Source organism: Bradyrhizobium sp. IC3123 (genome assembly GCF_020193625.1).
GTDB lineage: Bacteria > Pseudomonadota > Alphaproteobacteria > Rhizobiales > Xanthobacteraceae > Bradyrhizobium > Bradyrhizobium yuanmingense.
Genome location: NZ_JADYVF010000012.1, coordinates 7,501 through 32,502, shown reverse-complemented (window position 1 = coordinate 32,502; position 25,002 = coordinate 7,501). Strand labels below are relative to the sequence as shown.

22 protein-coding genes (1 of these 22 only partly in view) are annotated in these 25,002 nt (G+C 64.8%); 10 read left to right on the top strand and 12 right to left on the bottom strand.

Going from position 1 to position 25,002, the window contains the following annotated elements; all coding sequences use genetic code 11:
- The 3 genes from I6F20_RS29535 to I6F20_RS29525 all read right to left on the bottom strand — a co-directional run bounded on the left by I6F20_RS29535 (position 1) and on the right by I6F20_RS29525 (position 3,718).
- Positions 1 to 906 (bottom strand): ABC transporter permease, encoded by a 906-nt coding sequence (locus tag I6F20_RS29535; protein ID WP_035997066.1) that lies wholly within the window; start codon positions 904 to 906, stop codon positions 1 to 3.
- Between the two features lie 3 nt (positions 907 to 909).
- Positions 910 to 1,863, bottom strand: a complete 954-nt coding sequence (locus tag I6F20_RS29530) for an ABC transporter permease (RefSeq protein ID WP_074447673.1) — start codon at positions 1,861 to 1,863, stop codon at positions 910 to 912.
- Between the two features lie 193 nt (positions 1,864 to 2,056).
- The gene (locus tag I6F20_RS29525) at positions 2,057 to 3,718 is read right to left on the bottom strand and encodes an ABC transporter substrate-binding protein (RefSeq protein WP_225129037.1); all 1,662 of its coding nucleotides are present in this window, start codon (positions 3,716 to 3,718) and stop codon (positions 2,057 to 2,059) included.
- 198 nt (positions 3,719 to 3,916) lie between these two features.
- On the opposite strand from I6F20_RS29525, the gene I6F20_RS29520 reads away from it, so the two are divergent.
- Entirely contained in the window at positions 3,917 to 5,512 is a 1,596-nt protein-coding gene (locus tag I6F20_RS29520; RefSeq protein ID WP_225129036.1) for an ABC transporter substrate-binding protein, read from the top strand.
- Between the two features lie 67 nt (positions 5,513 to 5,579).
- On the opposite strand, the gene I6F20_RS29515 is transcribed toward I6F20_RS29520, so the two are convergent.
- The 7 genes from I6F20_RS29515 to I6F20_RS29485 all read right to left on the bottom strand — a co-directional run bounded on the left by I6F20_RS29515 (position 5,580) and on the right by I6F20_RS29485 (position 13,840).
- Positions 5,580 to 6,824, bottom strand: coding sequence for an acyl-CoA dehydrogenase (locus I6F20_RS29515; protein WP_035997043.1), 1,245 nt, complete (start codon positions 6,822 to 6,824; stop codon positions 5,580 to 5,582).
- A 9-nt stretch (positions 6,825 to 6,833) separates the two neighbouring features.
- Positions 6,834 to 8,078 (bottom strand): acyl-CoA dehydrogenase, encoded by a 1,245-nt coding sequence (locus I6F20_RS29510; protein WP_225129035.1) that lies wholly within the window; start codon positions 8,076 to 8,078, stop codon positions 6,834 to 6,836.
- A 118-nt stretch (positions 8,079 to 8,196) separates the two neighbouring features.
- Positions 8,197 to 9,324 (bottom strand): acyl-CoA dehydrogenase family protein, encoded by a 1,128-nt coding sequence (locus I6F20_RS29505; protein ID WP_225129034.1) that lies wholly within the window; start codon positions 9,322 to 9,324, stop codon positions 8,197 to 8,199.
- A 158-nt stretch (positions 9,325 to 9,482) separates the two neighbouring features.
- Positions 9,483 to 11,354 (bottom strand): AMP-binding protein, encoded by a 1,872-nt coding sequence (locus I6F20_RS29500; protein ID WP_109142271.1) that lies wholly within the window; start codon positions 11,352 to 11,354, stop codon positions 9,483 to 9,485.
- Positions 11,355 to 11,397: 43 nt separating this feature from the next.
- Positions 11,398 to 12,204 (bottom strand): enoyl-CoA hydratase/isomerase family protein, encoded by an 807-nt coding sequence (locus I6F20_RS29495; protein WP_225129033.1) that lies wholly within the window; start codon positions 12,202 to 12,204, stop codon positions 11,398 to 11,400.
- A 243-nt stretch (positions 12,205 to 12,447) separates the two neighbouring features.
- Positions 12,448 to 13,206 (bottom strand): SDR family NAD(P)-dependent oxidoreductase, encoded by a 759-nt coding sequence (locus tag I6F20_RS29490; RefSeq protein WP_225129032.1) that lies wholly within the window; start codon positions 13,204 to 13,206, stop codon positions 12,448 to 12,450.
- Positions 13,207 to 13,261: 55 nt separating this feature from the next.
- Positions 13,262 to 13,840, bottom strand: a complete 579-nt coding sequence (locus tag I6F20_RS29485) for a TetR family transcriptional regulator (protein ID WP_249787271.1) — start codon at positions 13,838 to 13,840, stop codon at positions 13,262 to 13,264.
- A 232-nt stretch (positions 13,841 to 14,072) separates the two neighbouring features.
- On the opposite strand from I6F20_RS29485, the gene I6F20_RS29480 reads away from it, so the two are divergent.
- Both I6F20_RS29480 and I6F20_RS29475 read left to right on the top strand, forming a co-directional pair.
- Entirely contained in the window at positions 14,073 to 15,245 is a 1,173-nt protein-coding gene (locus I6F20_RS29480; protein ID WP_225129030.1) for an acetyl-CoA C-acetyltransferase, read from the top strand.
- A gap of 117 nt (positions 15,246 to 15,362) precedes the next feature.
- On the top strand, positions 15,363 to 16,907 hold the full coding sequence (locus I6F20_RS29475; protein ID WP_225129029.1) for an acyl-CoA synthetase: 1,545 nt from the start codon (positions 15,363 to 15,365) through the stop codon (positions 16,905 to 16,907).
- 128 nt (positions 16,908 to 17,035) lie between these two features.
- Here I6F20_RS29475 and I6F20_RS29470 read toward each other — a convergent pair whose 3' ends face one another.
- Positions 17,036 to 17,578: a methylated-DNA--[protein]-cysteine S-methyltransferase gene (locus tag I6F20_RS29470; RefSeq protein WP_225129028.1), complete on the bottom strand. Its 543-nt coding sequence runs from the start codon at positions 17,576 to 17,578 to the stop codon at positions 17,036 to 17,038.
- A gap of 134 nt (positions 17,579 to 17,712) precedes the next feature.
- Between I6F20_RS29470 and I6F20_RS29465 the strand changes: the two genes are divergently transcribed.
- Entirely contained in the window at positions 17,713 to 18,531 is an 819-nt protein-coding gene (locus I6F20_RS29465; RefSeq protein WP_225129027.1) for an alpha/beta fold hydrolase, read from the top strand.
- A gap of 2 nt (positions 18,532 to 18,533) precedes the next feature.
- Entirely contained in the window at positions 18,534 to 19,346 is an 813-nt protein-coding gene (locus tag I6F20_RS29460) for an alpha/beta fold hydrolase (RefSeq protein ID WP_225129025.1), read from the top strand.
- 1 nt (position 19,347) lies between these two features.
- Here I6F20_RS29460 and I6F20_RS29455 read toward each other — a convergent pair whose 3' ends face one another.
- Complete coding sequence (locus tag I6F20_RS29455; protein WP_128266519.1) at positions 19,348 to 19,803, bottom strand: carboxymuconolactone decarboxylase family protein; 456 nt, start codon at positions 19,801 to 19,803, stop codon at positions 19,348 to 19,350.
- 100 nt (positions 19,804 to 19,903) lie between these two features.
- Between I6F20_RS29455 and I6F20_RS29450 the strand changes: the two genes are divergently transcribed.
- The 5 genes from I6F20_RS29450 to I6F20_RS29430 form a co-directional block, all read left to right on the top strand.
- On the top strand, positions 19,904 to 20,803 hold the full coding sequence (locus tag I6F20_RS29450; RefSeq protein WP_225129023.1) for a sigma-70 family RNA polymerase sigma factor: 900 nt from the start codon (positions 19,904 to 19,906) through the stop codon (positions 20,801 to 20,803).
- 141 nt (positions 20,804 to 20,944) lie between these two features.
- The gene (locus I6F20_RS29445) at positions 20,945 to 21,622 is read left to right on the top strand and encodes a GntR family transcriptional regulator (RefSeq protein WP_225129021.1); all 678 of its coding nucleotides are present in this window, start codon (positions 20,945 to 20,947) and stop codon (positions 21,620 to 21,622) included.
- Positions 21,623 to 21,784: 162 nt separating this feature from the next.
- Positions 21,785 to 22,585 (top strand): phytanoyl-CoA dioxygenase family protein, encoded by an 801-nt coding sequence (locus I6F20_RS29440; protein WP_225129019.1) that lies wholly within the window; start codon positions 21,785 to 21,787, stop codon positions 22,583 to 22,585.
- Positions 22,586 to 22,738: 153 nt separating this feature from the next.
- Positions 22,739 to 24,052 (top strand): NAD(P)H-dependent oxidoreductase, encoded by a 1,314-nt coding sequence (locus I6F20_RS29435; RefSeq protein ID WP_109142262.1) that lies wholly within the window; start codon positions 22,739 to 22,741, stop codon positions 24,050 to 24,052.
- A gap of 180 nt (positions 24,053 to 24,232) precedes the next feature.
- On the top strand, positions 24,233 to 25,002 hold the 5' portion of the coding sequence (locus tag I6F20_RS29430) for a TRAP transporter substrate-binding protein (protein ID WP_035996972.1). Its footprint extends 319 nt past the window's final position; the window shows 770 of its 1,089 coding nt (coding positions 1–770); its start codon is at positions 24,233 to 24,235; the stop codon falls past the right edge of the window.

Here is a 25,002-nt window from a genome sequence, read left to right as displayed (position 1 = left end):
CTAGTTCCTGATGTCCATGGCGCTACGCAGGCCGTCCGAGAGCAGATTGAAGCAGATCGAGACCGCGAAGATCATCGCGCCCGGCAAGGCTGCGACCCAGGGATTGACGTAGATCGCGGTGCGCAGCGTGTTCAGCATCAGGCCCCATTCCGGCTCCGGCGGCTTGGTGCCGAGGCCGAGGAAGGACAGACCGGCCGCCAGGATCATCGAGACCGAGATCAGACTGGTGGCATAGACGAAGATCGCGCCCAGCACGTTGCCGAGGATGTGGACGCGCATGATGGTGAAGGCGCCCGCGCCGGAGGCACGTGCGGCCTCGACGAAGTCCATGTTGCGTACGCCCGTGGTGACGCTCTCGGCGACGCGGGTGATCTGCGGCACGAACACGATGGTCAGCGCCACGATGGAGTTGAGGATGCCGGCGCCGAGCGCGCCGGAGATCGCGATCGCCAGCAGCACCGACGGGAAGGCGTAGAACACGTCCACCGTGCGCATGATCGCGGTGTTGAGCTTGCCGCCGACATAGCCGGCAATGATGCCGAGCGAGGTACCGATGCAGAAGGCCAGGATCACGGGCAGGATGCCGATGACCAGCGACAGGCGCCCGCCATAGATCAGCCGCGCCAGCATGTCGCGGCCGAGCTCGTCGGTGCCGAGCGGATAGCCTGTGGTGCCGATGTGGCGGAGGCGGCGGATCATCGAACCCTTGTAGGGGTCTTCGAGACCGAGCCACGGCGCGAGGATCGCGGAAAGGAAGATCAGCAGCAGCACCAGCGCGCAGGCCATGCTGACCTTGTCGCGCATGATGCGGCGGCCGACGGTCGCCCAATAACCGCGCGCCTTGGTGGCGGGCGCGGCCTGCAGCGCGGCATCGCTGGCGGTGGCGGACAACGGAAGCTCGCTCATCGGCTAGCCCCGCTTGATGCGCGGGTCGATCGCGGCTTGGGCGATGTCGACCAGAAGATTGAGGAAGACGAAGAACAGCGCCAGGATCAGGATCGTGCCCTGCAGCAGCGGCAGGTCACGCTGGAAGATCGCCGAGTTGAGCAGGAAGCCCGAGCCAGGCCAGGAGAACACGGTCTCGATCAGGATCGAGCCGCCGAGCATATAGCCGAGCTGAAGCCCCATCACCGCGAGCGCGGTGGGCGCGGCATTCTTGATGACGTGGCGGAACACGCCGGTTTCGCGCAGGCCCTTTGCACGCAAAGCCTCGACGAAGTCCTGCGAGAGAATGTCGCCAGTGAGCGCGCGGACCGTGCGGGTGACGATGCCCATCGGGATCACCGACGTCGTGATCGCGGGCAGCACGAGATATTTGAGGTGCGCCCAATCCCAGGCCCAGGAGTTGGAGCCGCTGGGGCCGGCGCCGACCGCGGGCAGCCAGTTCAGCTGGACCGAGAAAATGATGACGAGCAGCATGCCGAGCCAGTAATGCGGCACCGAGACGCCGGCGATGGCAAAGGAGGTCGCGACCTTGTCGACCCAGGTCTCGCGGAAATAGCCGGCGATCAGGCCGAGCAGGACGCCCATGGTGAAGCCGATGATGGCGGCGGCAATCGCGAGCGTGACGGTGTTGCCGACCGCGCGCATCACCTCGGCCAGCACCGGACGCCCCGTCGCGATGGAATTGCCGAGATCGCCGTGAAGGGCACGCAACAGCCACAGGCCGAACTGCACCGGCAGCGGCCGGTCGAAGCCGTAGGCGGCGCGCAGCTGCGCGGCGAGCTCCTGCGACGCATCGGCCGGCAGCACGGCGACCAGCGGATCGCCCGGCGTGATGTGCACGAGTAGGAAGCACACCAGCGCCACGCTGATGACGATCGGGACGACGTAGACAATGCGTCTGGCGGTATAGGCGAGCACTGGTCTTCTTTCTTCCTTCTCCCCTTGCGGGAGAAGGTGGCGCGCAAGCGCCGGATGAGGGGTTCGGTCCGCGGACGCAACTTTTCCAATCGAAGGGTCCGCATCCGCGGAGAGAGACCCCTCACCCGGCTTCGCTAAAGCGAAGCCACCCTCCCCCACAAGGGGAGAGGGTGCACCGAGCAAATCGACAGAGCTACTGCGCGATCGACACCGGCGAGAAGTCGATGAACCAGCTCTTCGGTTGCACGACGCCTGTCACCTTCGGGCTCATGGCGCGCGGGCCGACGTCGTGGGCGACGTAGAGGAAGGCGGCGTCATCGACGGAGGCTGCGTGCAATTCAGCGAGTGCGGCGTCGCGCGCGGCGGGATCGAAGGTCTGGCGCGCCTTCTTCACCAGCTCGTCGAATTTGGGGTTGTTGATGAAGCCCCAATTGTTCGAGACCGGCGGCGCCATGCCCGACTGCAGGAAGCGCACCAGCGCGAAGAACGGGTCCATCGCCGCGTAGGTGACGTTGGTCGCGTGCGAGCCGTTGGCGCTGGGATCCTTGGCGCCGCGGCGCCAGTTGGTGAACAGCGTATTCCATTCGATGACGTCGAGCTGGACGTCGAAATAGCATTCGGCCAGCGCCTGCTGGAGATACTCGTTCATCGGCAAGGGCTGCATCTGGCCCGAGCCGGACGCCGACGTCTGCGTCTTCACGGTCAGCTTCTTGTTGGGACCGTAGCCGGCCTCCTGCATCAGCTTTTGCGCAGCCGCCTTGTCGTACTTGATCTGGAAGGTGGGATTGCCGCGCCAGGGGTGGCCGGGCTCGAAGGTGCCGGTCGCTGGCACCATCAGGCCCGCGAGCAGACCGTCCCTGAGGCCTTCGCGGTCGACGCAGAGGTTCGCGGCCTTGCGCACCCGGATATCGTTCCAGGGCGAGCCCTCGACGCGCGAGAACTGCCACGGCCAGACGTGCGGCTGCTCGTTGGAGTAGAGCTTGAAGCCGCGCTGCTTCAATTCGGGAATCGCGTCCGGCGCCGGCGCCTCGACCCAATCGACCTGCCCGGACAGCAGCGCCGCTGTGCGTGCGTTCGCCTCCGGCATCGGCAGCAGCACCATCTTGTCGATCTTGGGCACGCGATCCTTGTTCCAGTAGCTCGCATTCTTGACCAGCTCGAGCCGCTCGCGCGGGGTGAAGCTCGCCATCTTCCACGGGCCGGTGCCCGAGGCGCTCCTGGCGAAGGCGGTCCATGCGGCCTGCGACTTCGCCTTGGCGTCGGCGCCTTCGGCCTTGTCGTAGAAGGACTGCCACTTCGCAGGGCTTGCCATGAACAGGTTGGTGAGGTTGATCGGCAGGAAGCTGTCGGGCTCCTTGGTGGTGAGCTCGACGGTCATGTCGTCGATCTTCTTCGCGGAGGCCAGCGTCGGCATGCGCGAGGCCGTGACGCCGACCTGGCTGGCGTCGAATTGCGGCGCATCCTGCTTCAGCACCTTCTCGACATTCCACACCACCGCATCGGCATTGAACGGCGAGCCGTCATGGAAGGTGACGCCTGGGCGCAGCTTGAAGGTCCATTTGGTCTTGTCGGCATCGTCGACCTTCCATTCGGTGGCAAGGCCGGGGATCACCACGCTCGCCTTGTCGGCAGAGGACAGGTCCCAGCTGGTCAGCGCATCGTACATGGTGAGGCCGGTGAAGCGGTTGCCCTCGAAACCTTGATCGGGCTGGCCGAGCGTGCGCGGAATATCGGCAGCAGTCATGCCGATGCGCAGCACAGTTTCGGCAGCCGCCACCCGCGGCCATGCAGCTGCGCTGCCAAGCGCCAACAGCGCGATCAGCGCCGCCCGTGTGTTGTTGTTCTTGATAAACATTGCCTCAGTCCCTTTCCGGCTTCCGATGATTAATTTTGATGCAATCGTATGCAATGGCTATGCCAAGGGAAAACTTTTTCTGCGAATTGCCCCTGCGACGACAAGTCCTTGTGATGACGCACGGGCGAAATCGGCCCCCTGCCTATTCTGGCATCAAGATTGCAGGTTTGGTCCCAGATCCCCCTGGAGCTTTGGGCCATGCGTATTCGTCTATCGACCTGTCTCGCCGTGCTTGCACTGGCGGTGTCCGCAATCACGGCGCACGCCGAAACGGTGGTGCGTTACGGCATCTCGATGGCAGATATTCCACTCACCACTGGACAGCCCGATCGTGGCGCCGGCGCCTATCAGTTCACGGCCTACACGATCTACGATCCGCTGGTGGCCTGGGAGATGGATGTCGCCGACCGCCCCGGCAAGCTGGTGCCGGGCCTCGCCACCGAATGGAAGGTGGACGACGCCGACAAGACGAAGTGGCGCTTCGCCCTGCGCAAGGGCGTGAAGTTTCACGACGGCAGCGATTTCAACGCCGATGCGGTGATCTGGAATCTCGACAAGGTGCTCAACGACAAGGCGCCGCAATTCGACAAGCGGCAGAGCGCGCAGGTCAAGACCCGCCTTCCCTCCGTCGCCAGCTACGCCAAGATCGACGACTTCACCGTGGAGATCACCACCAAGACGGTGGATTCCTTCTTCCCCTATCAGATGCTGTGGTTCCTGGTCTCGAGCCCGGCGCAATATGAAAAGCTCGGCAAGGACTGGGACAAGTTCGCCAGCCAGCCCTCCGGAACCGGCCCGTTCAAGCTGACGAAGCTGGTGCCGCGCGAACTCGCCGAGCTCAGCAAAAATCCGGACTACTGGAACAAGAAGCGCATTCCCAAGGCCGACAAGATCGTGCTGGTGCCGATGCCGGAAGCGCTGACGCGCACCAATGCGCTGCTCGCCGGCCAGGTCGACCTGATCGAGACGCCGGCGCCGGATGCCGTGCCGCAGCTGAAGGCGGCCGGCATGAAGCTGGTCGACAACGTCACGCCGCATGTGTGGAATTATCACCTCAGCGTGCTGCCGGGCTCGCCCTGGACCGACATCCGCCTGCGCAAGGCGCTGAACCTTGCGATCAACCGCGACGAAGTCGTCGGCCTGATGAACGGCCTCGCCAAGCCCGCCAAGGGCCAGGTCGACCCGTCGAGCCCGTGGTTCGGCAAGCCTAGCTTCGAGCTGAAATATGATCTCGCCGCCGCCAAGAAGCTGGTGGAGGAAGCGGGCTATTCCAAAGCAAAGCCGCTGAAGACCACCTTCATCATCGCGCAAGGCGGCACCGGCCAGATGCTGTCGCTGCCGATGAACGAATTCCTGCAGCAGAGCTTCAAGGAGATCGGCATCGAGATCGACTTCAAAGTGGTCGAGCTGGAGACGCTCTATACGCACTGGCGCAAGGGCGCCGCCGACGAGATGAACGCCGGCATCACCTCCAACAACATCGCCTATGTCACCTCGGATCCGCTCTACGCCATCGTCCGCTTCTTCCATTCCGGCCAGATCGCGCCGGTTGGCGTCAATTGGGGCGGCTACAAGAACCCGAAGGTCGACGCGCTGATCGACGAGGCCAAGCAGACTTTCGACAGCACCAAGCAGGACCAATTGCTGGCGCAGGCGCATGCGCTGATCGTGGACGATGCCACGCTGGTGTGGGTCGTCCACGACACCAACCCGCACGCGCTGTCACCGAAGATCAAGCAGTTCGTGCAGGCGCAGCACTGGTTCCAGGACCTGACGACGATCGGGGTGGAGTGAGCAACGGGCAAGGGCGGGCACGGCGCTTTGCGCCGTTCCCCACCCGGGATAGCCGCGCTGCGCGCGATCACCGCCCCTTGGTCGGGATCTTGTTGTACGGCACGTCCTTGTCGACGCGGATGTCGCCCGGCAGGCCCAGCACGCGCTCGGCGATGATGTTGCGCAGGATCTCGTCGGTACCGCCGGCGATGCGCATCGAGGGCGAGGACAGCAGCATCTGCTGGAATTGGCCCTGCGCCGTTTCCTCGTCGTTGCCGGTGAGAACACCGGCCGCGCCCTGCAGGTCCATGGCGTAAGTCGCGATGTCCTGCAGCATCATGCCCGAGACCAGCTTGCCGATCGAATTCTCCGGGCCCGGCCGCTCGCCCTTCGACAGCGCCGAGATCGTGCGGTAGCTGGTGTATTTCAGGCCGTTCGACTTGGCCGCCCAGCTCGCAAGCTTCGAGCGCACGGCGGGATCGTCGATGGCGAGGCCATCCTCCAGCATCAGGTTCGAGCAGAGCTCGAACATCTCGGGCACGCCGGTCGCGAGCCGCGCACCGATCGACATGCGCTCGTTCATCAGCGTGGTCAGCGAGACGTTCCAGCCGTCGCCGACGGCGCCCAGCCGCTGGCTATCCGGGATCACCACATCGGTGAAATAGACCTCGTTGAACTCCTGCATGCCGTTGGCCTGCTTGATCGGCCGCACTTCGACGCCGGGGCTCTTCATGTCCAGGAAGAACATGGTGAGGCCCTTGTGCTTGGGCACGTTCGGATCGGTGCGCGCGATCAAAAGACCATAGTCGGAATAATGCGCGCCCGAGGTCCAGATCTTCTGGCCGTTGACGACCCAAACGTCGCCCCTCTTCTCCGCGCGGGTGCGAAGCCCTGCGACGTCGGAGCCGGCAGACGGTTCGGAGAACAGCTGGCACCAGATCTCCTCGCCCGATGCGAGCTTCGGCAAGTAACGGCGCTTGGCCTCCTCGCTGCCGAACGCCATCACGGTCGGGCCGCACATGCCTTCGCCGATCTGGAACGGCTGCGTCAGCTTGCCGTAGACGCCCTCCTCCTGCTGCCAGATCACCTTCTCGATCGGCGTCGCGCCGCGGCCGCCATACTCCTTCGGCCAGTGCAGGCAGGCCCAATTGCCCTCGAACTTCTTCTTCTGCCAGGCCTTGCCGACATCGACGATGTCGCGATTGGCAAGGCGGATGCGGCCGAGCGAGGACTTTGACAGCTCGGCCTGCAATTCCTTCGGCGCATTGGCCTCGATCCATTTGCGCGCGGTCTCGCGGAATGCGGCTTCCTGCGGGGTGTCGTCGAAATTCATGGCGGACCTCTACCCTCTTCCCTTCGTCGGGATCTTGTTGAACGGCACGTCCTTGTCGACCCTGATATCGCCGGGCAGGCCCAGCACCCGCTCGGCGATGATGTTGCGCATGATCTCGTCGGTGCCGCCTTCGACGCGGGTACCGGGCGCGCGCAGCAGCATGGCCTGGAAACGGCCGGCCAGCTCGGCATCCTCGCCGCTGACGACGCCGGACGCGCCCTGCAGATCGAGCGCATAGGTCGCGACGTCCTGGATCATGGAGCCCGCCACCAGCTTGCCGATCGAGTTCTCCGGCCCCGGACGTTCGCCCCTCGACAGCGCCGAGATCGCGCGCATGCTGGTGTATTTCAGGCCGCTCGCCTTCACCGCCCAGTTCGCCAGCTTGGATCGCACCGCGCGATCCTCGATCGCCGGGCCGTCGTCGAGCATCAGGCTGGAGCAGTACTCGAACAATTCAGGGAAACCGGTCGAGACGGCCGCGCCGATCGCACTGCGCTCGTTCATCAGCGTGGTCAGCGAGACGTTCCAGCCGTCACCGACCTCGCCGAGGCGCTGATGGTCGGGGATGCGGACATTGGTGAAATAGACCTCGTTGAAATCCGAGGCACCGCTCGCCTGCTTGATCGGCCGCACCTCGACGCCGGGGCTCCTCATGTCCAGGAAGAACATGGTGAGGCCCTTGTGCTTGGGCACGGTCGGATCGGTGCGCGTGAGCAGGATGCCGTAGTCTGAATAATGTGCACCCGAGGTCCAGATTTTCTGGCCGTTGATGATCCAGTCGTCGCCGTCCTTCTCGGCGCGCGTGCGCAGGCCCGCGACATCCGAGCCGCCGGCGGGCTCGGAGAACAGCTGGCACCAGACCTTCTCGCCGGAGGCGAGCGGCGGCAGATAGGTGCGCTTATGCTCCTCGCGCGCGAACGCCATCATGGTCGGCCCGCACATGCCGTGACCGATGATGAACATGCGGGACAGCTGGCCGAACGGCCCCTCCTCCTGCTGCCAGATCACGCGCTCGATCGGCGAGGCGCCGCAGCCGCCATATTCCTTCGGCCAGTGCAGGCAGGCCCAGCCGGCGTCGGCCTTTTTCTTCTGCCAGGCTTTTGCCACTTCGAGAATGTCAGCGTTCTTGAGCACGGTGCGGCCGAGTGAGGATTTGCGCAGCTCGTCCTCGTATTGCTTGGGCGCGTTCGCACTGATCCAGGCGCGGGCGGTGGCGCGGAACTCGGCTTCCTGCGGGGTGTCGTCGAAGTTCATCTTGGTTCTCTGTTGTCCGTAGGGTGGATTAGCTGGAGGCGTAATCCACCAATTCTGTCGAGCACTGCCGGTCGGTGGTGGGTTACGCCTTCGGCTAACCCACCCTACGCACCTGTCGTTACGCTGCGTTCTTCTTCCGCATCCGATCGATCAGCTGATCTTCCCAATAAGTGAGGCTGCCGAGCCCGAGCGCCATCGCGTTGGCGCGGCGATAGTACATGTGGCAGTCGAACTCCCAGGTGAAACCCATGCCGCCGTGGACCTGGATGTTGTTCTTGGCGCAGTGCTGGAACGCCTGCGTCGCGCTGATGCGCGCGGCGGCGGCGGCTTCCGGCAGTTCGGCCGCATTGGTCGAGAGCGCCCAGGCGCCGTAATAGCTGTTGGAGCGCGCCAGCGTCGCCGAGACGTACATGTCCGCGAGCATGTGCTTGACCGCCTGAAACGAGCCGATCTGGCGGCCGAAGGCGATGCGGTCCAACGCGTAGTCGCGGCCCATCTCCAGCGCGCGATCGGCGCCGCCGACCTGCTCGAACGCGCACAGCACCGCGGCGCGGTCGAGCACCTGGGTGAGGATGCTCCAGCCGTCGCCCGCAGCGCCCAGCGGCTCGGCTTTGGCGTCCTTGAAGGTGATCTCGGCCTGTCCGCGGGTCGGATCGAGATTGGTGAGGCTCTTCACATCGACGCCGCCGGCTTTGAGATCGACCAGGAACAGCGAAATGTCATCGTCGCGCCCACTCGATCCCGTGCGCGCGGCGACCACCGCAAAATCGGCAATCGCACCGTCGGCGACCGGCTTCTTGACGCCGTTGAGCACGCCGTTCGCAGCCGTCAGCTTGACGTTCTTCGGCGACGGGTTGCCCTTGCCCTCGAACAGCGCCAGCGTGCCAATGGCCTCGCCGGAAGCAATCGCCGGCAGCCATTTCTTCTTCTGCGCGTCACTGCCGGCGATCAGCAGCGCTTCGGCGGCGAGGTACACGGTCGAGGAAAACGGCACCGGCGCGTTGGCCCGGCCCATTTCTTCCGCGATTACGCACAGCTCAAGATGACCGGCGCCGGCGCCGCCGAACTCCTCGGGAATCGCGACGCCGAGGAAGCCCATCTCGGCGAGGCCTTTCCACAGCTCCTTGTCGTAAGGCGCCTTGCCGTCGAGCACGACACGCACCGCCTTGGGCGAGCATTTCTCGGCGAGGAACTTGCGCGCCTGGTCGCGGAGCTGCTTTTGATCGTCGGAGAAGTCGAAGTTCATGGCGGGCTTACCTCTTATTCGTTGTCATTTATTGCCGTCATTCCGGGGCGCCGCGCAGCGGCGAACCCGGAATCCATTTCGCCACGCATATGCGGCCCGATGGATTCCGGGCTCGCGCTGCGCGCGCCCCGGAATGACGAATGGAGCGAGTGTCGTCTTCATTTCAGCACGATCACATCCTGATCCGGCTTGTCCGCATAGAGCCGCTCCACCAGCGCCGCGCGGCGTTCCAGGCCGGCGCGCTGGTTGATGTAGCCCTTGTCGGTGAGCTCGTTGCCGTCGATCGAGGGCGGCTCGACCATCAGCATCGCGCGCGCGATGATACGGCTGCTGGCCCCTTCGCATTCACGGTTGTGGGCTTCCAGGCCGCGCCTGAAGCAAGCGATCACCTCGGGATGCTTCACAGCATCCGCAAAGCTGAGATCGGGATTGCCGACCAGCTGCCGGCAGGCGTGCAGGTTCGGCCAGGCCAGGAGGCCGATGAAGGGACGGTCCTGCCCCGCGACCAGCGCGTCGTGCACCACGGGCGTGGCGGCCGCGATCGCATCGGTCCGCAGCGAGCCGACATGTACGAATGTGCCCGTGGTGAGCTTGAAGTCCTCCACCACGCGGCCGGCGAAGATGATGCCTTGCACCGGATCGGAATCGTCGACGAAGACGCCGGCATCGCCGATGCAATAAAAACCTTCCTCGTCGAACATCTTCTTCGTCAGCTCAGGCTGGCCGAAATAGCCGGGCGTGACATTGACGCCGCGCAGGCGCAACTCGTATTTCGAGCCGCACGGCACCATCTTCAACTCGACGCCGGGGAACGGCAGGCCGATCAGGCCGACGCGCTCGGTGTCCCAATAGGTGCCGGTCGAGGTCGGCGCGGTCTCGGTCGAACCCCAGCCGGTGTAGAACACGATGCGCTCGCCGGTGGTCTTCACTGCGAGGGCCTGCATGCGCTCGTAGAGATCGTCGGGCAGACGCGCGCCGCCATAGGCCATGATCGAGAGATTCTTGAAGAAGGAACGGCAGAGCGCGTCGTCCTTCTCCATGGCCGCTGCCAGCGCGGCATAGCCGGCCGGCACGTTGGCATAATAGGTCGGCGAGATCTCGCGCAGATTGCGCAGGGTCTCCTCGAACTGGCCCGGCATCGGCCTTCCGTCGTCGATATAGAGCGTGCCGCCGTCGACCAGGATCGGGTGGAACGCGGCATTGCCGCCCATGGTGTGGTTCCAGGGCATCCAGTCCAGCATGGTCGAGATCGGTCCGTTCGGATCGCGCGGCCGCACTTGCATCATCATCGCTGCATTGGCGCACATCATCTCCTGCGTGTTGATGACGGCTTTGGGCATGCCGGTCGAGCCTGATGTGAACAGCAGCTTGCCGACGGTCTGCGGCGTGATCTTCGCGATCGAGGCCTCGACATCGGCCGTGACACGCGTTGCCGCGAGCTCGGCAAAGCTGACGCTCTTGATGCCCTCGCAGGGCCGCGCGACGTGAACCACGGTGACGCCGCTGAGGTCGAGCGCCTTCAGCGCCTTCTCGAAGATCGGTCCGTCCTGCACCATCAGTACGGCCGGCTTGATCAGGTCGAACAGGTACTTGAGCTTGACGTGGTCGTGGCTCATCAACGAGTAGGCCGGCGATACCGGCGCTGCCGGAACGCGCGCCTGCATCGCGGCCTGCGTCATCAGCGCATGCTCGATCGAATTGCCGGAGAGGATCGTGACGGGCCGGCCCTTGAGCTCGAGATTGAGCAGGCCTTGCGTCAGCGCGTCCACGATGCGCTTGGCTTCGCCATAGGACACCTTGCGCCATTCGCGGTTCGGGCCGCCGCGCTGCGCCAGCCAGATGCGCTCGGGTGCTTCCTTGGCCCATTTCGCCAGCGAGGCCGGGATGTGCTTCTCATGAGGCTGCAGCGGAATGCGCGACTTCAGCACCACCGTGCCGTCGCCGCGACGCTCGACGTCGATGTCGCGCGCGAGCCACTGCACCTTGCGAAAGGCGGGCTTCGTCATCACTGCCGCCGCGCTTCCACTCATTTTGCGTCTCCCGGAATTACTGTCCTTTGCGGATCTTCATCGTTCAGCGCCTGATATAGACAGGCTTTCGCTTCTCAAGGAAGGCCCTGATGCCTTCCGAAAACTCTTCCGAGCGGCTGCACAGGACCTGGTTGCGATCCTCCATCGCGATCACAGCTTCCAGCGAGCTGGCATCGACGCTCATGTTGAGGCATTCCTTGGATAGCCGCAGGCCCACGGGCGAGGCCGTCATCATCGCCTCGACATAAGGCGCGGCCGCGTCATCGAGCTTGTCCTCGTCCACGATCTCCGAGACGAGGCCGACCGCGAGCGCGCGCTCCGCTCCGATGAAGCGCCCGGTGAGGATCAGCTCGGATGCGACGGAGACGCCGACGAGGCGCGGCAGAAAATAGCTGGTGCCGATATCGCAGCCGCCGAGCCCGAGCTTGATGAAGCGCAATTCATCCGCGCCGATCTCGTCGCGATGCGGATGTCGGAGGCCAGCGCCAGCGCGAAGCCGCCGCCGGCCGCCGCGCCCCTGCACCAGCGCCAGGATCGGCTGCGGACAGCGCCGCATCAGCATCACGATGTCGGCGATGCGCCGCTGCGAATCCAGCGACTCCGTGACGCCCGGCGGCTCCTGCTGTCCGGCCCGGCGCGCCATCGCAGCTTTGAGATCGAGCCCGGCACAAAAATTCCTGCCGGCGCCCTTGAGCACGACGACGCGCGTGTCGCGATTGCGTTGCAGGCCCTGGAAATAGTCGTTGAGCGCATCGATCAGCGCCGGATCGAGGGCGTTGAGGTGCTCGGGCCGATTGAGCGTCACCCGGTCGACGCCATCGTCATGCTCGATCAGCAGCGGTTGGGACATGGGTGCCTCGCACTTGCCGCGAGTCGCGGCGCCGATTGCTGCGCCCTCTCCCCTTGCGGGAGAGGGCATGTAAATCGCTAGCCGCACAATCGCTTGTGTGAGGGGTCTGCCTCCACAAATGAGATTGTGGAGACAACCCCTCATCCGGCGCCGTAGCCGAAGCTTCGCTTCGGCGTTCTTAAGAACGGCGGCCTAAGGCCGCCTATGCCACCTTCTCCCACAAGGGGAGAAGGAAGAAAGCACCTACCTCGGCGCCATCCTGATCGCGCCGTCGAGGCGGATGGTCTCGCCGTTCAGCATCGGGTTCTCGACGATGTGCACCGCGAGCATGCCGTATTCGTTGGCATCGCCGAGACGCGAGGGATGCGGCACCTGGGCGCCCAGGCTCTTGCGGGCCTCTTCGTTCAGGCCCATCAGCAGCGGCGTGAAGAACAGGCCGGGCGCAATGGTGTTGACGCGGATCTTCTGGCTGGCGAGATCGCGCGCGGCCGGCAGCGTCAGGCCGACGACGCCACCCTTCGAGGCCGAATAAGCGATCTGGCCGATCTGGCCTTCGTAGGCGGCAACCGAGGCCGTGTTGATGATGACGCCGCGCTCTTCGCCGATCGGCTCCGCGGTGACGAGACGCTCGGCGAACAGACGCAGGCAGTTGAACGTGCCGATCAGGTTGACGTTGATGATGCGCGCGAACTTTTCGAGCGGATAGACGCCGTCGCGGCCGACGATGCGCTGCGAGCCGCCGATGCCGGCGCAGTTCATCAGCACGCGGGCGACGCCGTGTGCAGCTTCCGCCTTCGCAATCGCGGCCTTGATCTGCTCTTCGCTGGTGACGTCGGCATGCAGCGCGACGCCCTTCACTTCGGCGGCGACCTTCTCGGCGTTTTCCTTGCTCTGATCGATCACGCCGATCTTGGCGCCCTTGGCCGCCATGGCGCGGGCGGTCGCGGCACCAAGGCCCGAGCCACCGCCGGTGATGAGAACGGCCAACTCTTTCAATTGCATCGCTTGTACCTTTCCTTGAGCGTTTCTTCTCTAGACTCGTCACGTGTCGGCCGGACTATCCGGCCGCAGCGGCTTCCTCGGCTTGCGTGAGGATGCCGCCGCAGATCAGCGTTTCCATGTGCTTGATGTATTGCCGGCAGACATCGTCGGTGACCGGGCCGACGCCGGTCGCGCGGGACATCGCATGCCGGCCGAAGAACAAATGATCGCAGGCGCCAATCAGGCTGGTGTAGAACAGTACCGGATCAGTCGGGCGGAATTCGCCGCGGCTGACGCCTTCAGCCAGCAGGCGGCGGTGGAAGTCCAGGAGCGGCGCAACGAAGAACTTGGAGACTTCGTCGGCAGAGCTCGCGCTGGTTTCGTGCAAGAGATAGTGGATCAGCCGGTTCATATAGGGGAACCGGTGATAGGCGCGGATGATGCCGGCGATATGCAGCTTCAGCTTCGCCGTCGACGTGATCGGCTGCGCCAGCAGATATTCGAGATTGGACATCTCGGTCGCGGCATCCCGCGCCAGCAGCGCCAGCAAGAGGCCGTCCTTGTTGCCGAAGTGATATTTGACCAGGGCCGCGTTGGCGCCCGACTTCTGCGCAATATCGGACAGCGAGATCTCGATCGAGGAGCGTTCGATCATCAGCTCGCTCGCGGCCACCAGCAATTTCTCTGCCGTGGAATTTTTCCCGCTGAGGAGCCTGTTCGGTACGCTGGTCGCCACGGAGATCCCTGTTTGGCCGCTGGAAGCGGGGCGCAGATAAGCGCAAGCAGCGCCTCATCACAAGAGTTAATTGATCGATTGACTAAACGATGGTCCGACCCTTAAATCGGCCCGACAACCCACCCAATAAAGAATTCAGGGAGAGACCGACATGGCCGAGGCTTACATCGTCGCCGCTGCGCGCACCGCCGGCGGGCGCAAGGGGGGCCGCCTCGCCGGCTGGCATCCGGCCGATCTCGCCGCGAAGGTGCTGGACGAGCTGGTCGACCGCACCAAGGTCGATCCGGCCCAGGTCGAGGACGTGATCATGGGCTGCGTGATGCAGGTCGGCGAACAGTCCAACAACGTCGCGCGCAACGCGGTCATGGCCTCGAAGCTTCCGGAGAGTGTGCCAGGCACCTCGATTGATCGTCAGTGCGGCTCCTCGCAGCAGGCGCTGCACTTCGCCGCGCAGGCGGTGATGTCGGGTGCGATGGACGTCGTGATCGCGGCCGGGGTGGAATCGATGACGCGGGTGCCGATGGGCCTGTCATCGCAGCTTCCGGCCAAGAACGGCTTTGGCAACTACAAGAGCCCGGGCATCGAGAAGAAGTATCCGAACATCGTGTTCAGCCAGTTCACCGGCGCGGAGATGATGGCCGAGAAGTACGGCCTCTCCAAGGACGAGCTCGACCAGTACTCCTACGACAGCCATCAGCGCGCGATCGCGGCGACGCAAGGAGGTCACTTCAAGAAGGAGATCGTGCCGCTCGACATCACCCGCGCCGACGGCAGCAAGGACACCCACCACATCGACGAAGGCATCCGCTTCGACGTCACGCTCGACGGCATCAAGGGGGTCAAGCTGATCGCCGAGAACGGCAAGCTGACCGCAGCCAGCGCCAGCCAGATCTGCGACGGCGCCTCCGGCGTCATGGTGGTGAACGAGAAGGGCCTGAAGCAGCTCGGCGTCAAGCCGCTCGCCCGCATCCATCACATGACCATGACGGGCGGCGATCCCGTGATCATGCTCGATGCTCCCCTGCACGCCACCAAGCGCGCGCTGGAGAAGGCCGGCATGAAGATCGGCGACATCGACCTGTTCGAGGTCAACGAGGCCTTCGCCTCGGTGCCGACCGCCTGGCTGAAGACCACCGGCGCCGACCCGGAGCGTCTCAACGTCAACGGCGGCGCCATCGCGCTCGGCCATCCGCTCGGCGGCTCCGGCACCAAGCTGATGACGACGCTGGTCCACGCCCTGCACCAGCGCGGCAAGCGCTATGGCCTGCAGACCATGTGCGAAGGCGGCGGCATGGCGAATGTGACGATCGTGGAGCGGCTGTAAGAAGAACAAAAGCGAGTAGCGAGTGGCGAGTAGCGAGTGGTGAGTAGACGAAGAGCGGTTTGCCCTTCTTCCCTATTCGCCACTCGCTACTCGCCATTCGCGTTTTGAGGAAACGCCATGACCCACCCCTGTATCCACGCCAAGACGACGCCCGACAAGATCGCCTACCAGATGGCCGGGACCGGCAAGGCGATCACCTATCGCGAGCTCGACGAGCTCTCGAACCAGGGCGCGCATCTGTTCCGCTCGCTTGGCCTCAAGGCCGGCGACCACATTGCGCTGTTGATGGAGAACCGCCTCGCCTTCATGGAGCTGTGCTGGGCGGCACAGCGCAGCGGGCTCTATTACACCGCGATCAGCCGCTACCTGAAGCAGGACGAGATCGATTACATCATTGCCGATTGCGGCGCCAAGGTCGTGATCACGACGCCGAAATGCGCCGACCAGATCAAGGGCCTGATCAAAGGCACGCCCGGCGAGCCGATCTTCTACATGATGGACGACCCGCTGCCCGGCTTCCGCTCCTACGACAAGGAAGCCGCCGCGCAGCCGACGACGCCGATCGCCGACGAGGTCGCCGGCTACGACATGCTGTATTCGTCGGGCACCACCGGGCGCCCTAAGGGAATCAAGAAGGCTTTCGAAGGCAACAGGATCGACGTGCCGAACGCCTTCCTCCGCGTGCTCTGCGCCGACATGTGCGGCATGAATGCGGAGAGCACCTATCTGTCGCCGGCGCCGCTCTATCATGCGGCACCCCTGCGCTTCAACATGATGGCGATCGTGCTCGGCGGCACCTCCATCATCATGGAGCATTTCGACGCCGAAGAGTTCCTGAAGCTGGTCGAGAAGTACAAGGTGACGCAATCGCAGCTGGTGCCGACCATGTTCGTGCGCATGCTGAAGCTGCCGGACGAGGTGCGCACGAGGTACGACGTCTCCACCCTGAAGGGCGCGATCCACGCCGCCGCGCCCTGCCCCATCGACGTCAAGGCCAAGATGATCGAATGGTGGGGGCCGATCCTGATCGAGTATTACGCCGGGTCTGAAGGCAATGGCGTCACCGTCTGCAACTCGCAGCAATGGCTGGAGCATCGCGGCAGCGTCGGCCGCGCCGTGGTCGGCAAGATCAAGATTCTCGACGAGAACGACGAGGAGCAGCCGGTCGGCGAAATCGGTACCGTCTATTTCGCCGACGCGCCCGCCTTTACCTATCACAATGATCCCGAGAAGACGAAGAAGGCCTACAACGCCAAGGGATGGTCGACGCTCGGCGACGTCGGCTATCTCGACAAGGACGGCTTCCTCTATCTCACCGACCGCAAGTCCTACATGATCATCTCGGGCGGCGTGAACATCTATCCGCAGGAGACCGAGGACGTGCTGATCACGCACCCCGAGGTCGCCGACGTCGCGGTGTTCGGCGTGCCGAACGAGGAGATGGGCGAAGAGGTCAAGGCGGTGGTGCAGCCCCACGACATGAGCCGCGCCGGCAAGGCGCTGGAGGCCGATTTGATCGCCTATTGCAAGAGCCGCCTCTCCGCCATCAAGTGCCCGCGCTCGGTCGATTTCGAAGCCGAGCTGCCGCGCACGCCGACCGGCAAGCTGGTGAAGCGGCATTTGCGCGATCGGTATTGGCCGAAGACGGCGACGAAGACTTAGGGCGAGCGGCCGCTCTCAACACCGTCATGCCCGGGCTTGTCCCGGGCATCCACGTTCTTTGTACTGCAAAGGAAGACGTGGATGGCCGGGTCAAGCCCGGCCATGACGCCGAGCAAGCTTCGGCATCCTCAATCGAACAGGCTCGGAGTGTGGTTCACCAGCGCGCCTTCGATCTCCAGCATCTTCAGCTTCGTGACCACGCCGCCATTCGCCGAGAAGCCGCCGGGCTTGTTGCCCGCGGCGAGCACGCGATGGCAGGGCACGACGATCGGGCACGGGTTGCGGCCGAGCGCCTGGCCGACGTCGCGAGACAGCTGGACGCCGCCGAGCTGTTTTGCGATGTCGCCATAGGTGATGGTCTTACCCGGCGGAATCGCCCGGGCGATGTCGTAGACGCTGCGATTGAACTCGGGCACGCCGTCGAGGTCGAGCGGAATGTCGGTGAGATCATCCGGCTCGCCGGCGAGCAGTTTTGTCATGCGATCGATCGCCTGTTGCACCTCGGCGGTCGGCTCGGCCTCAACGGCGTCGGCATGACGCTGGCTGATGCGGGTGCGGATCTTCTGCTCGCCGCCCATCGGCAATTGCGTGCCGTTGATGCCCCGCGGGCCCCAGGCGATGGCGCACAGGCCGATCCTTGTGTCGAACAGAGCAAAATGCTGGTCGGTCATGTCTAGGTTCCTGGCTTGCTTCCGTTGCAGGCCCCCACTTTGATGTCGTGCCAAATCTAGGCTTGGAAATAGTTGCGATCCACCCGGTTTCCGGGAATCTTGCACAGGCGTTCCAATCCTCTCCCGAGTCCATCATGCAGAGCCTCCACGTCAACGGTTACGACATGCCCTATCTCGATGTGGGCGAAGATAGGGGCCGTCCGCCTCTGGTCTGCGTGCATGGATCGCTGAATGACTTCCGCGTCTGGGGCTGCGTGCTGGGGCCGCTGACGCAGCGGCACCGGGTGATCGCCGTCAGCCTGCGGCACTTCTTCCCGGAGCGCTGGGACAGCGTCGGTGACACCTATTCGATCGCCCAGCATGTCGAGGACGTCATCGCCTTCATCGACAAGCTCGATGTGGGACCGGTCGATTTGATGGGCCATTCCCGCGGCGGGCATATCTGCTTCCGCGTGGCGCAGCAGCGGCCCGATCTCTTACGCCGGCTGATCCTGGCCGAGCCCGGGGGCGAGCTCGATGCGAGCCTTGATCCGGACTACGTCGGCGGCCCCTCGCCGCTGCTGGCGCGCTTCACGGCCTCGGCCGAGAAGATCGCGGCCGGCGATGTCGACGGCGGGCTCGCCGTCTTCGTTGACACGCTGGAAGGCCCAGGCACCTGGCCGCGATTGCCCGCGATGGTGAAGCAGAACCTGCGCGACAATGCCTTTACGCTGATCGGCCAGGTCCGCGACAGCCGCCCGCCGTTCTCGAAGGCGGATGCGGAGGCGATCAAGATGCCGACGCTGTTCATCCTGGGCGCGCGGACCAAGGGCCTCTTGCCGAAAGTGCTGCATGCGCTGGCCACGCATGTGCCCTATTCCAAGACGGCGATCATCCCGAACGCGACGCATCCGATGTTCGAGCAGGCGCCGCAGAAATTCTCCGAAGTGGTTTTGGATTTTCTGGCGAGCTGACCATGCAAAGCTTCCGCGTCAATGGTTACGACATGGCCTATCTCGAGGTCGGTGAGGGCCCGCCACTGGTCTGTGTGCACGGCACACTCGGTGATTTCCGCACCTGGTATTCGGTGCTCGGTCCGCTGTCGAAATCCCATCGCGTGATCGCGGTCAGCCTGCGGCACTTCTTTCCCGAGCATTGGGACGCCGTCGGCGACGACTACAAGATGGCGCAGCACGTCGCCGATACGATTGCCTTCATCGAGCAGGTCAGGCCCGGCCCCGTCGACCTGATGGGCCATTCGCGCGGCGGACACATCGCCTTTCGCGTGGCGCAGGCGCGGCCTGATCTGTTGCACAAGCTGGTGCTGGCCGAGCCCGGCGGCGATCTCGACCCATCCCTGCCTGTGCCCGAAGGCACGCCCGCGCATCCGTCGCTGGCGGCCCGCACGGCGCGATCGGTCGAGATGATCCGCGGCGGCGACCTCGAGGGCGCGGTGCGGAATTTCTACGAAGGCATCGAGGGCGACGGTTCCTGGCGGCGCGTGCCGGCTGCGGCCAAGCAACAACTCCGCGACAACGCGCTCACCTTCCTTGGCCAGATCAACGAGCAGCGCCGGCCCTACACCCTCAGCGATGCGCAGGCGATCAGGACGCCGACGCTGCTGATCGGCGGCGGCGCCACCACCGGCAGCCTGTCGGTGATGTGGCGCGTGCTGGCCGCGCACATCGCGGGCGCCGAGACGGCAGTGATCGCGAACGCCGGCCACTGGATGTTCGAGCAGGCGCCGCTCGAGTTCGGCGAGGTGGTGAGCAGATTCCTGACGGAGTAGCTCACACCTTCCACACGCCGACCGGCATCTTGATCGTCGCGTTCAGGCGGTTCCAGACGTTGATCGTCGCGATCGCAACGATCAGCGTGGCGAGCTCGCGCTCGTCGAAGTGCTTGGCGGCTTCGTTCCAGATCGCATCGGGCACCGGATCCTCGCGATCGGCGAGGCGCGTGACGGCTTCGGTCAGGGCCAGCGCGGCGCGCTCGGCGTCCGTGAAGTAGGGCGCTTCGCGCCAGGCGGAGACGGCGAACAAGCGCTCGTCGGTTTCGCCCAGCCGGCGGGCGACCTTCGGGTGCATATCGACGCACACGCTGCAACCATTGATCTGGCTGGCGCGCAGGTGCACCAGTTCGAGGAGCCTTTCCGGCAGACCCTGCTTTGTCAGGTTGCCGAGGGACTGAAGGACCTTCATGGCCTCCGGCAGGACCATGACGGGATGATTCATGCGGGCGTGCATCATGTTGCGTCTCCATCTGTCGAATTTCGAAGGTTCCGGTCACATCGGCCGGATTGGCTTCGTCATGGGCATGACGGATCGCGACGAGGGAATGTGACCGATGACCGAAGAAAATTTTCTGACCGGGCAGTTCGAGGCGAGCAGGGATCATTTGCGTGCGGTCGCCTATCGAATGCTGGGCTCGCGCGCCGAGGTCGACGATGCCGTGCAGGAGGCTTGGCTGCGGGTCAGCCGCTACGACCTGTCCGACATCGCGAATTTGCGCGGCTGGCTGACCACGGTCGTGGCGCGCATCTGCCTCGACATGCTGCGCGCCCGGAAGTCGCGTCGCGAGGATCCGATGGGTCCGCACGTACCCGAGCCGGTCGACGATACAAGCGAGCGAGAGGCGGAGATGGCCGATTCCGTCGGCGCGGCACTGCTGGTCGTGCTGGAAACGCTGCAGCCCGCGGAGCGGCTCGCCTTCGTGCTGCACGACATGTTCGCCGTCCCGTTCGAGGAGATCGCGCCGATCGTCGGCCGTTCGGTCGATGCCTCGCGGCAACTGGCGAGCCGCGCCCGGCGGCGCGTGCAGGGCGCACCGGTGCCCGAGACGGATCTGACGCAGCAGCGAAGGATCGTCGATGCATTTCTTAAAGCCTCGCGCGAGGGCAATTTCGAAGGGCTGCTCGCGGTGCTGGATCCCGAGGTCGTCTTCCGCGCCGATCAGGCCGCGGTGCGGCTCGGCTCGCTGGCGGAGGTGCGCGGCGCCGAGGCTGTCGCGCAGTTCTACAAGGGCCGCGCCCGGACGGCGCGCACGGCGCTGGTCGATGGTGAGTTGGGTGCTGCCGTCATCCTCGGCGGACAGCTGCGCATTGCCCTGCGCGTGACGTTCGTGGGCGAGCGGATCGGGGCGATCGAGGCGGTGGCCGATGCGGACGACATCGCCACGATGGAGGTGGAGGTGCTGGATGGGTCAGATCCGGACCCGTTGTCGCGAAAACAACCCCATGCACAGTAGACGGACTCAGGAAATTCAACAGCTTACCCGGGTGACGTGGAGCCCTTGGGATCGCCCGAGATACGGCTTGACGCTCCACCTTGCCGAGCGTAAGTTCGAATACGGAATTCCGTATTTCTTCGTTCTTCTGGAGCTGCCGGTGTGATCCCTCTCGACCCGCTCCCGAACCTGATCGACCAAGTCTATGCGCGGATCCTGGAGGCGATCTCCGACCGCACGCTTCGGCCCGGCCAGCGCATCCGGCAGAACGAGCTCGCCGATCGGCTCGGCGTGTCGCGCCAGCCGGTGTCGCATGCGCTGCATCTGTTGCATCGGCAGGGCCTGGTCGCCGAGAGCGGCCGCCGCGGCTTTGAAGTGACACAGCTCGATCCCGCGCGCATCCGTCAGCTCTACGAGGTGCGCGGCGCCATCGATGCGCTGGCGGCCGGGCTGGCCGCTCAGCGCGCGGCCAGCGACGCAGCGGGACGCGCGCGACTGGAGGCAGCGCTCGCCGCCGGACGCCGCAGCGACCGCGACACCACGCTATCCGAGCTCATCGCGCTCGACGTCGATTTTCACCGCGCGATCTATCAGCTCGCCGGCAATCCCGTGATCGAGGAGACCATGGCGCCGCAATGGCCGCACATGCGGCGCTCGATGGCGACGGTGCTCTCCGAGCTCGATTATCGCGCCAGCGCCTGGGCGGAGCATGCCGAGATTGCCGCGCACATTTTCAGCGGCAACGCGACGGCGGCCGAACGCGCCGCGCTTGCGCATGCGCAGACGGCGGGACGGATGACCGAGGAGAGATTGCGGGCGACGGAAGAGGCGGCGGCGTAGCACGCCGTCATTCCGGGGCGACGCGACGGGACCGCGCGAAGCGCGGCCCGGGAGCGTCGAGCCCGGAATCCATCGGGCGGCAGAGACTGCGGAGGAATGGATTCCGGGCTCACGCTTCGCGTGCCCCGGAATGACAAAACAAAGCAAACAGGAGGACGACCCATGAAACTGTCTCAGGAGCAATTGGAGTTCTTCCACCGCGAGGGCTGGCTGTTCCTGCCCGAATTGTTCGCCCAGGAGGAGGTCGACCTGCTCGCGCGCGAGGCGGTCGCAATCTACGACGCCAACCGGCCCGAGGTCTGGCGCGAGAAGAGCGGAGCGCCGCGCACGGCCTTTGCCGCGCATCTCTACAACGAGGCGTTCGCGATCCTCGGCGCGCATCCGCGCATGATCGAGCCGGTCGAGCAATTGTTCGGCGAGCCCGTCTACATGCACCAGTTCAAGATCAACGCGAAATCGGCCTTCACCGGCGACGTCTGGCAATGGCACCAGGACTACGGCACCTGGAAGCGCGACGACGGCATGCCGGAGCCGCGGGCGATGAACATCGCGATCTTCCTCGACGAGGTGATGCCGATCAACGGCCCCCTGATGCTGGTGCCGCGCAGCCAGAACGCCGGCGATCTCGAGGCTTCGCACGATCTCGCCACCACCTCTTATCCGCTGTGGACGCTGGACGAGGATACGGTGACGCGCCTCGTCAAGCAGGGCGGCATCGTCGCGCCCACCGGCAAGCCCGGCGGCATGCTGATGTTCCACGGCAATCTCGTGCACGGCTCCAGCGGCAACATCACGCCCTATCCGCGCAAGATCGTGTACCTGACGCTGAATGCGGTCTCGAACCATATCCGCACACCGACCCGGCCGGACTACATCGCGCATCGCGATTTCACGCCGATCAAGACGGTGGACGACGACGCGCTGCTGCGGCTGGCACGGGCACCGCGGCAGGCGGCGGAGTAACCTGTCATTCCGGGGCGACGCGGAGCGTTGAGCCCGGAATCCATCGGGCCGCAGTGCTTGTGGAGAAATGGATTCCGGGCTCGCGCTTCGCGCGCCCCGGAATGACGAAGTTTGACAGTGTCACCTGACAGCCATAGCGATCTCGGACCCCCCATGAACCTCTTCCGCCTCCTGCAAGCCCGCGCATCCGCCGGCAAGCCTGTCCGTGTCGCGCTGATCGGCGCCGGCAAGTTCGGCTCGATGTTCCTTGCACAGGTGCCGCACACGCCGGGGCTGGAGGTGCCCATCATCGTCGACATCGACCGCGACCGGGCCCGCGAGGCCTGCCGGACCGTCGGCTGGGATGCCGAACGCATCGCCGCGACCGTGTTCACCGATGACGGCGCGCGCGCCATTGCCGGCGGCGCCATGGACGTGGTGGTAGAGGCGACCGGCAATCCCGCCGTCGGCATTGCCCACGCGCGCGCCGCGATCGCGGCGGGCAAGCATATCGTGATGGTCAATGTCGAAGCCGACGTGCTGGCGGGCCCGCTGCTCGCCGACGAAGCGCGAAAAGCGGGCGTGGTCTATTCGCTCGCCTATGGCGACCAGCCGGCGCTGACGGCGGAGATGGTCGATTGGGCCCGCGCCACCGGATTTCACGTCATTGCCGCCGGCAAGGGCACGAAGTACCTGCCGGCCTATCACGACGTGACGCCCGACGGTGTCTGGCAGCATTACGGCCTGACCGCGGGCGAAGCGCAGTCGGCCGGCATGAATCCGCAGATGTTCAACTCGTTCCTCGACGGCACCAAATCGGCGATCGAGATGGCCGCAATCGCCAATGCCTGCGGCCTCGACGTGCCCGCGGACGGCCTGGCGTTTCCGCCGTGCGGCGTCGATGATCTGCCGCACATCATGCGGCCGCGCTCGCGCGGCGGTGTGCTGGAGCGATCCGGTGTCGTCGAAGTCGTCTCCTCGCTCGAGCGCGACGGCCGGCCGGTGTTTCGCGACCTGCGCTGGGGCGTCTATGTAGTACTGGAGGCGCCCAACGACTATGCCGCCGATTGCTTCAGGCAATACGGCCTCAAGACCGATGGGAGCGGACGCTATGCCGCGATGTACAAGCCCTACCATCTGATCGGGCTCGAGCTGAACATCTCGGTGCTGTCGGCCGCGCTGCGGGGCGAGCCCACCGGGCAGCCTTACGGCTTTCGCGGCGACGTCGCCGCCGTGGCCAAACGTAACTTGCGTGCCGGGGAGATGCTCGACGGCGAAGGCGGCTACACGGTATGGGGCAAGCTGATACCGGCGGCCGCGAGCCTCAGGGCTGGGGCCCTGCCGATCGGGCTCGCACATCGCCTCAAGCTTAAGCACGACGTCGCCCATGGCACGTTGGTACGCTGGAGCGATGTCGAATTCGACCCGGGCAACGAAACGGTGAAGGCGCGCAAGGCCATGGAAGCCGCGTTCGCGCCGCAGCATTGATCGGCTTGGCAGGCGCACAACCAAAGCGAGCTTGATTTGCTGTTCCCCTTTGGTCATGCTGCCTGCGATCCGGGAACATTGAATTTCGGACACCAAGAAACGTCGGCCACCGGCGAAAGATGAAGCGGTGTCAAGACCGCGATCCCTCGTCGAGGACACGACACCGCAGGAGGGAAACGCATGGAACGTCGTAAATTTCTGAAGGCAGGCGGACTGGGCCTTGCCGCAAGCGCAATTGCAGCGCCGGCTGTCGCACAATCAATGCCCGAGGTGAAATGGCGGCTGGCGGCGAGCTGGCCGAAATCACTGGATACGCTCTACGGCGGCTGCGAGTATTTCTGCAAGCGGGTCGCGGAGATCACCGACAACAGATTCCAGATCCAACCCTTCGCGGCCGGCGAAATCGTCGGGGGCCTGCAAGTGCTCGATGCCGTGTCCAACGGCACCGTCGAAATGGGCAACACCGCGCTCTACTATTATTGGGGCAAGAATCCGGCATTCACCTTCGGCACCTCGCTGCCGTTCGGCCTCAATACGCGTCAGCACATTTCCTGGCTGATATGGGGCGGCGGTCAGGACATGCTCAATGATCTCTTGAAAGAGCACAACGCGATCGGCGTGCCGACCGGCTCGACCGGGGCTCAGATGGGCGGCTGGTTCCGCAAGGAGATCAAGACCGTCGATGATCTCAAGGGCCTGAAATTCCGGGTTGGCGGCTTCGCCGGCACCATTGTCGCAAAGGTCGGGGGCGTGCCGCAACAGATCGCGGCCGGCGACATCTATCCCGCGCTGGAGAAAGGGACGATCGACGCTGCCGAGTGGGTCGGTCCGTATGACGACGAGAAGCTCGGCTTCGTCAAGGTGGCGAAGTACTACTACTATCCCGGTTGGTGGGAAGGCACCGGCCAGGGCCACAACATCATGAACCTCGAAAAGTGGAATGGGCTGCC

Bases quoted from the DNA above. Each gene is read 5' to 3' on its own strand.
- I6F20_RS29500 (WP_109142271.1), bottom strand. From the start codon at position 11,354: ATGAGTGGAAGCGCGGCGGCAGTGATGACGAAGCCCGCCTTTCGCAAG.
- I6F20_RS29440 (WP_225129019.1), top strand. From the start codon at position 21,785: ATGAAACTGTCTCAGGAGCAATTGGAGTTCTTCCACCGCGAGGGCTGG.
- I6F20_RS29515 (WP_035997043.1), bottom strand. From the start codon at position 6,824: ATGAATTTCGACGACACCCCGCAGGAAGCCGCATTCCGCGAGACCGCG.
- I6F20_RS29495 (WP_225129033.1), bottom strand. From the start codon at position 12,204: ATGTCCCAACCGCTGCTGATCGAGCATGACGATGGCGTCGACCGGGTG.
- I6F20_RS29475 (WP_225129029.1), top strand. From the start codon at position 15,363: ATGACCCACCCCTGTATCCACGCCAAGACGACGCCCGACAAGATCGCC.
- I6F20_RS29525 (WP_225129037.1), bottom strand. From the start codon at position 3,718: ATGTTTATCAAGAACAACAACACACGGGCGGCGCTGATCGCGCTGTTG.
- I6F20_RS29505 (WP_225129034.1), bottom strand. From the start codon at position 9,324: ATGAACTTCGACTTCTCCGACGATCAAAAGCAGCTCCGCGACCAGGCG.
- I6F20_RS29465 (WP_225129027.1), top strand. From the start codon at position 17,713: ATGCAGAGCCTCCACGTCAACGGTTACGACATGCCCTATCTCGATGTG.
- I6F20_RS29520 (WP_225129036.1), top strand. From the start codon at position 3,917: ATGCGTATTCGTCTATCGACCTGTCTCGCCGTGCTTGCACTGGCGGTG.
- I6F20_RS29450 (WP_225129023.1), top strand. From the start codon at position 19,904: ATGACCGAAGAAAATTTTCTGACCGGGCAGTTCGAGGCGAGCAGGGAT.
- I6F20_RS29470 (WP_225129028.1), bottom strand. From the start codon at position 17,578: ATGACCGACCAGCATTTTGCTCTGTTCGACACAAGGATCGGCCTGTGC.
- I6F20_RS29510 (WP_225129035.1), bottom strand. From the start codon at position 8,078: ATGAACTTCGACGACACCCCGCAGGAAGCCGAGTTCCGCGCCACCGCC.
- I6F20_RS29485 (WP_249787271.1), bottom strand. From the start codon at position 13,840: ATGATCGAACGCTCCTCGATCGAGATCTCGCTGTCCGATATTGCGCAG.
- I6F20_RS29435 (WP_109142262.1), top strand. From the start codon at position 22,739: ATGAACCTCTTCCGCCTCCTGCAAGCCCGCGCATCCGCCGGCAAGCCT.
- I6F20_RS29455 (WP_128266519.1), bottom strand. From the start codon at position 19,803: ATGCACGCCCGCATGAATCATCCCGTCATGGTCCTGCCGGAGGCCATG.
- I6F20_RS29490 (WP_225129032.1), bottom strand. From the start codon at position 13,206: ATGCAATTGAAAGAGTTGGCCGTTCTCATCACCGGCGGTGGCTCGGGC.
- I6F20_RS29460 (WP_225129025.1), top strand. From the start codon at position 18,534: ATGCAAAGCTTCCGCGTCAATGGTTACGACATGGCCTATCTCGAGGTC.
- I6F20_RS29535 (WP_035997066.1), bottom strand. From the start codon at position 906: ATGAGCGAGCTTCCGTTGTCCGCCACCGCCAGCGATGCCGCGCTGCAG.
- I6F20_RS29480 (WP_225129030.1), top strand. From the start codon at position 14,073: ATGGCCGAGGCTTACATCGTCGCCGCTGCGCGCACCGCCGGCGGGCGC.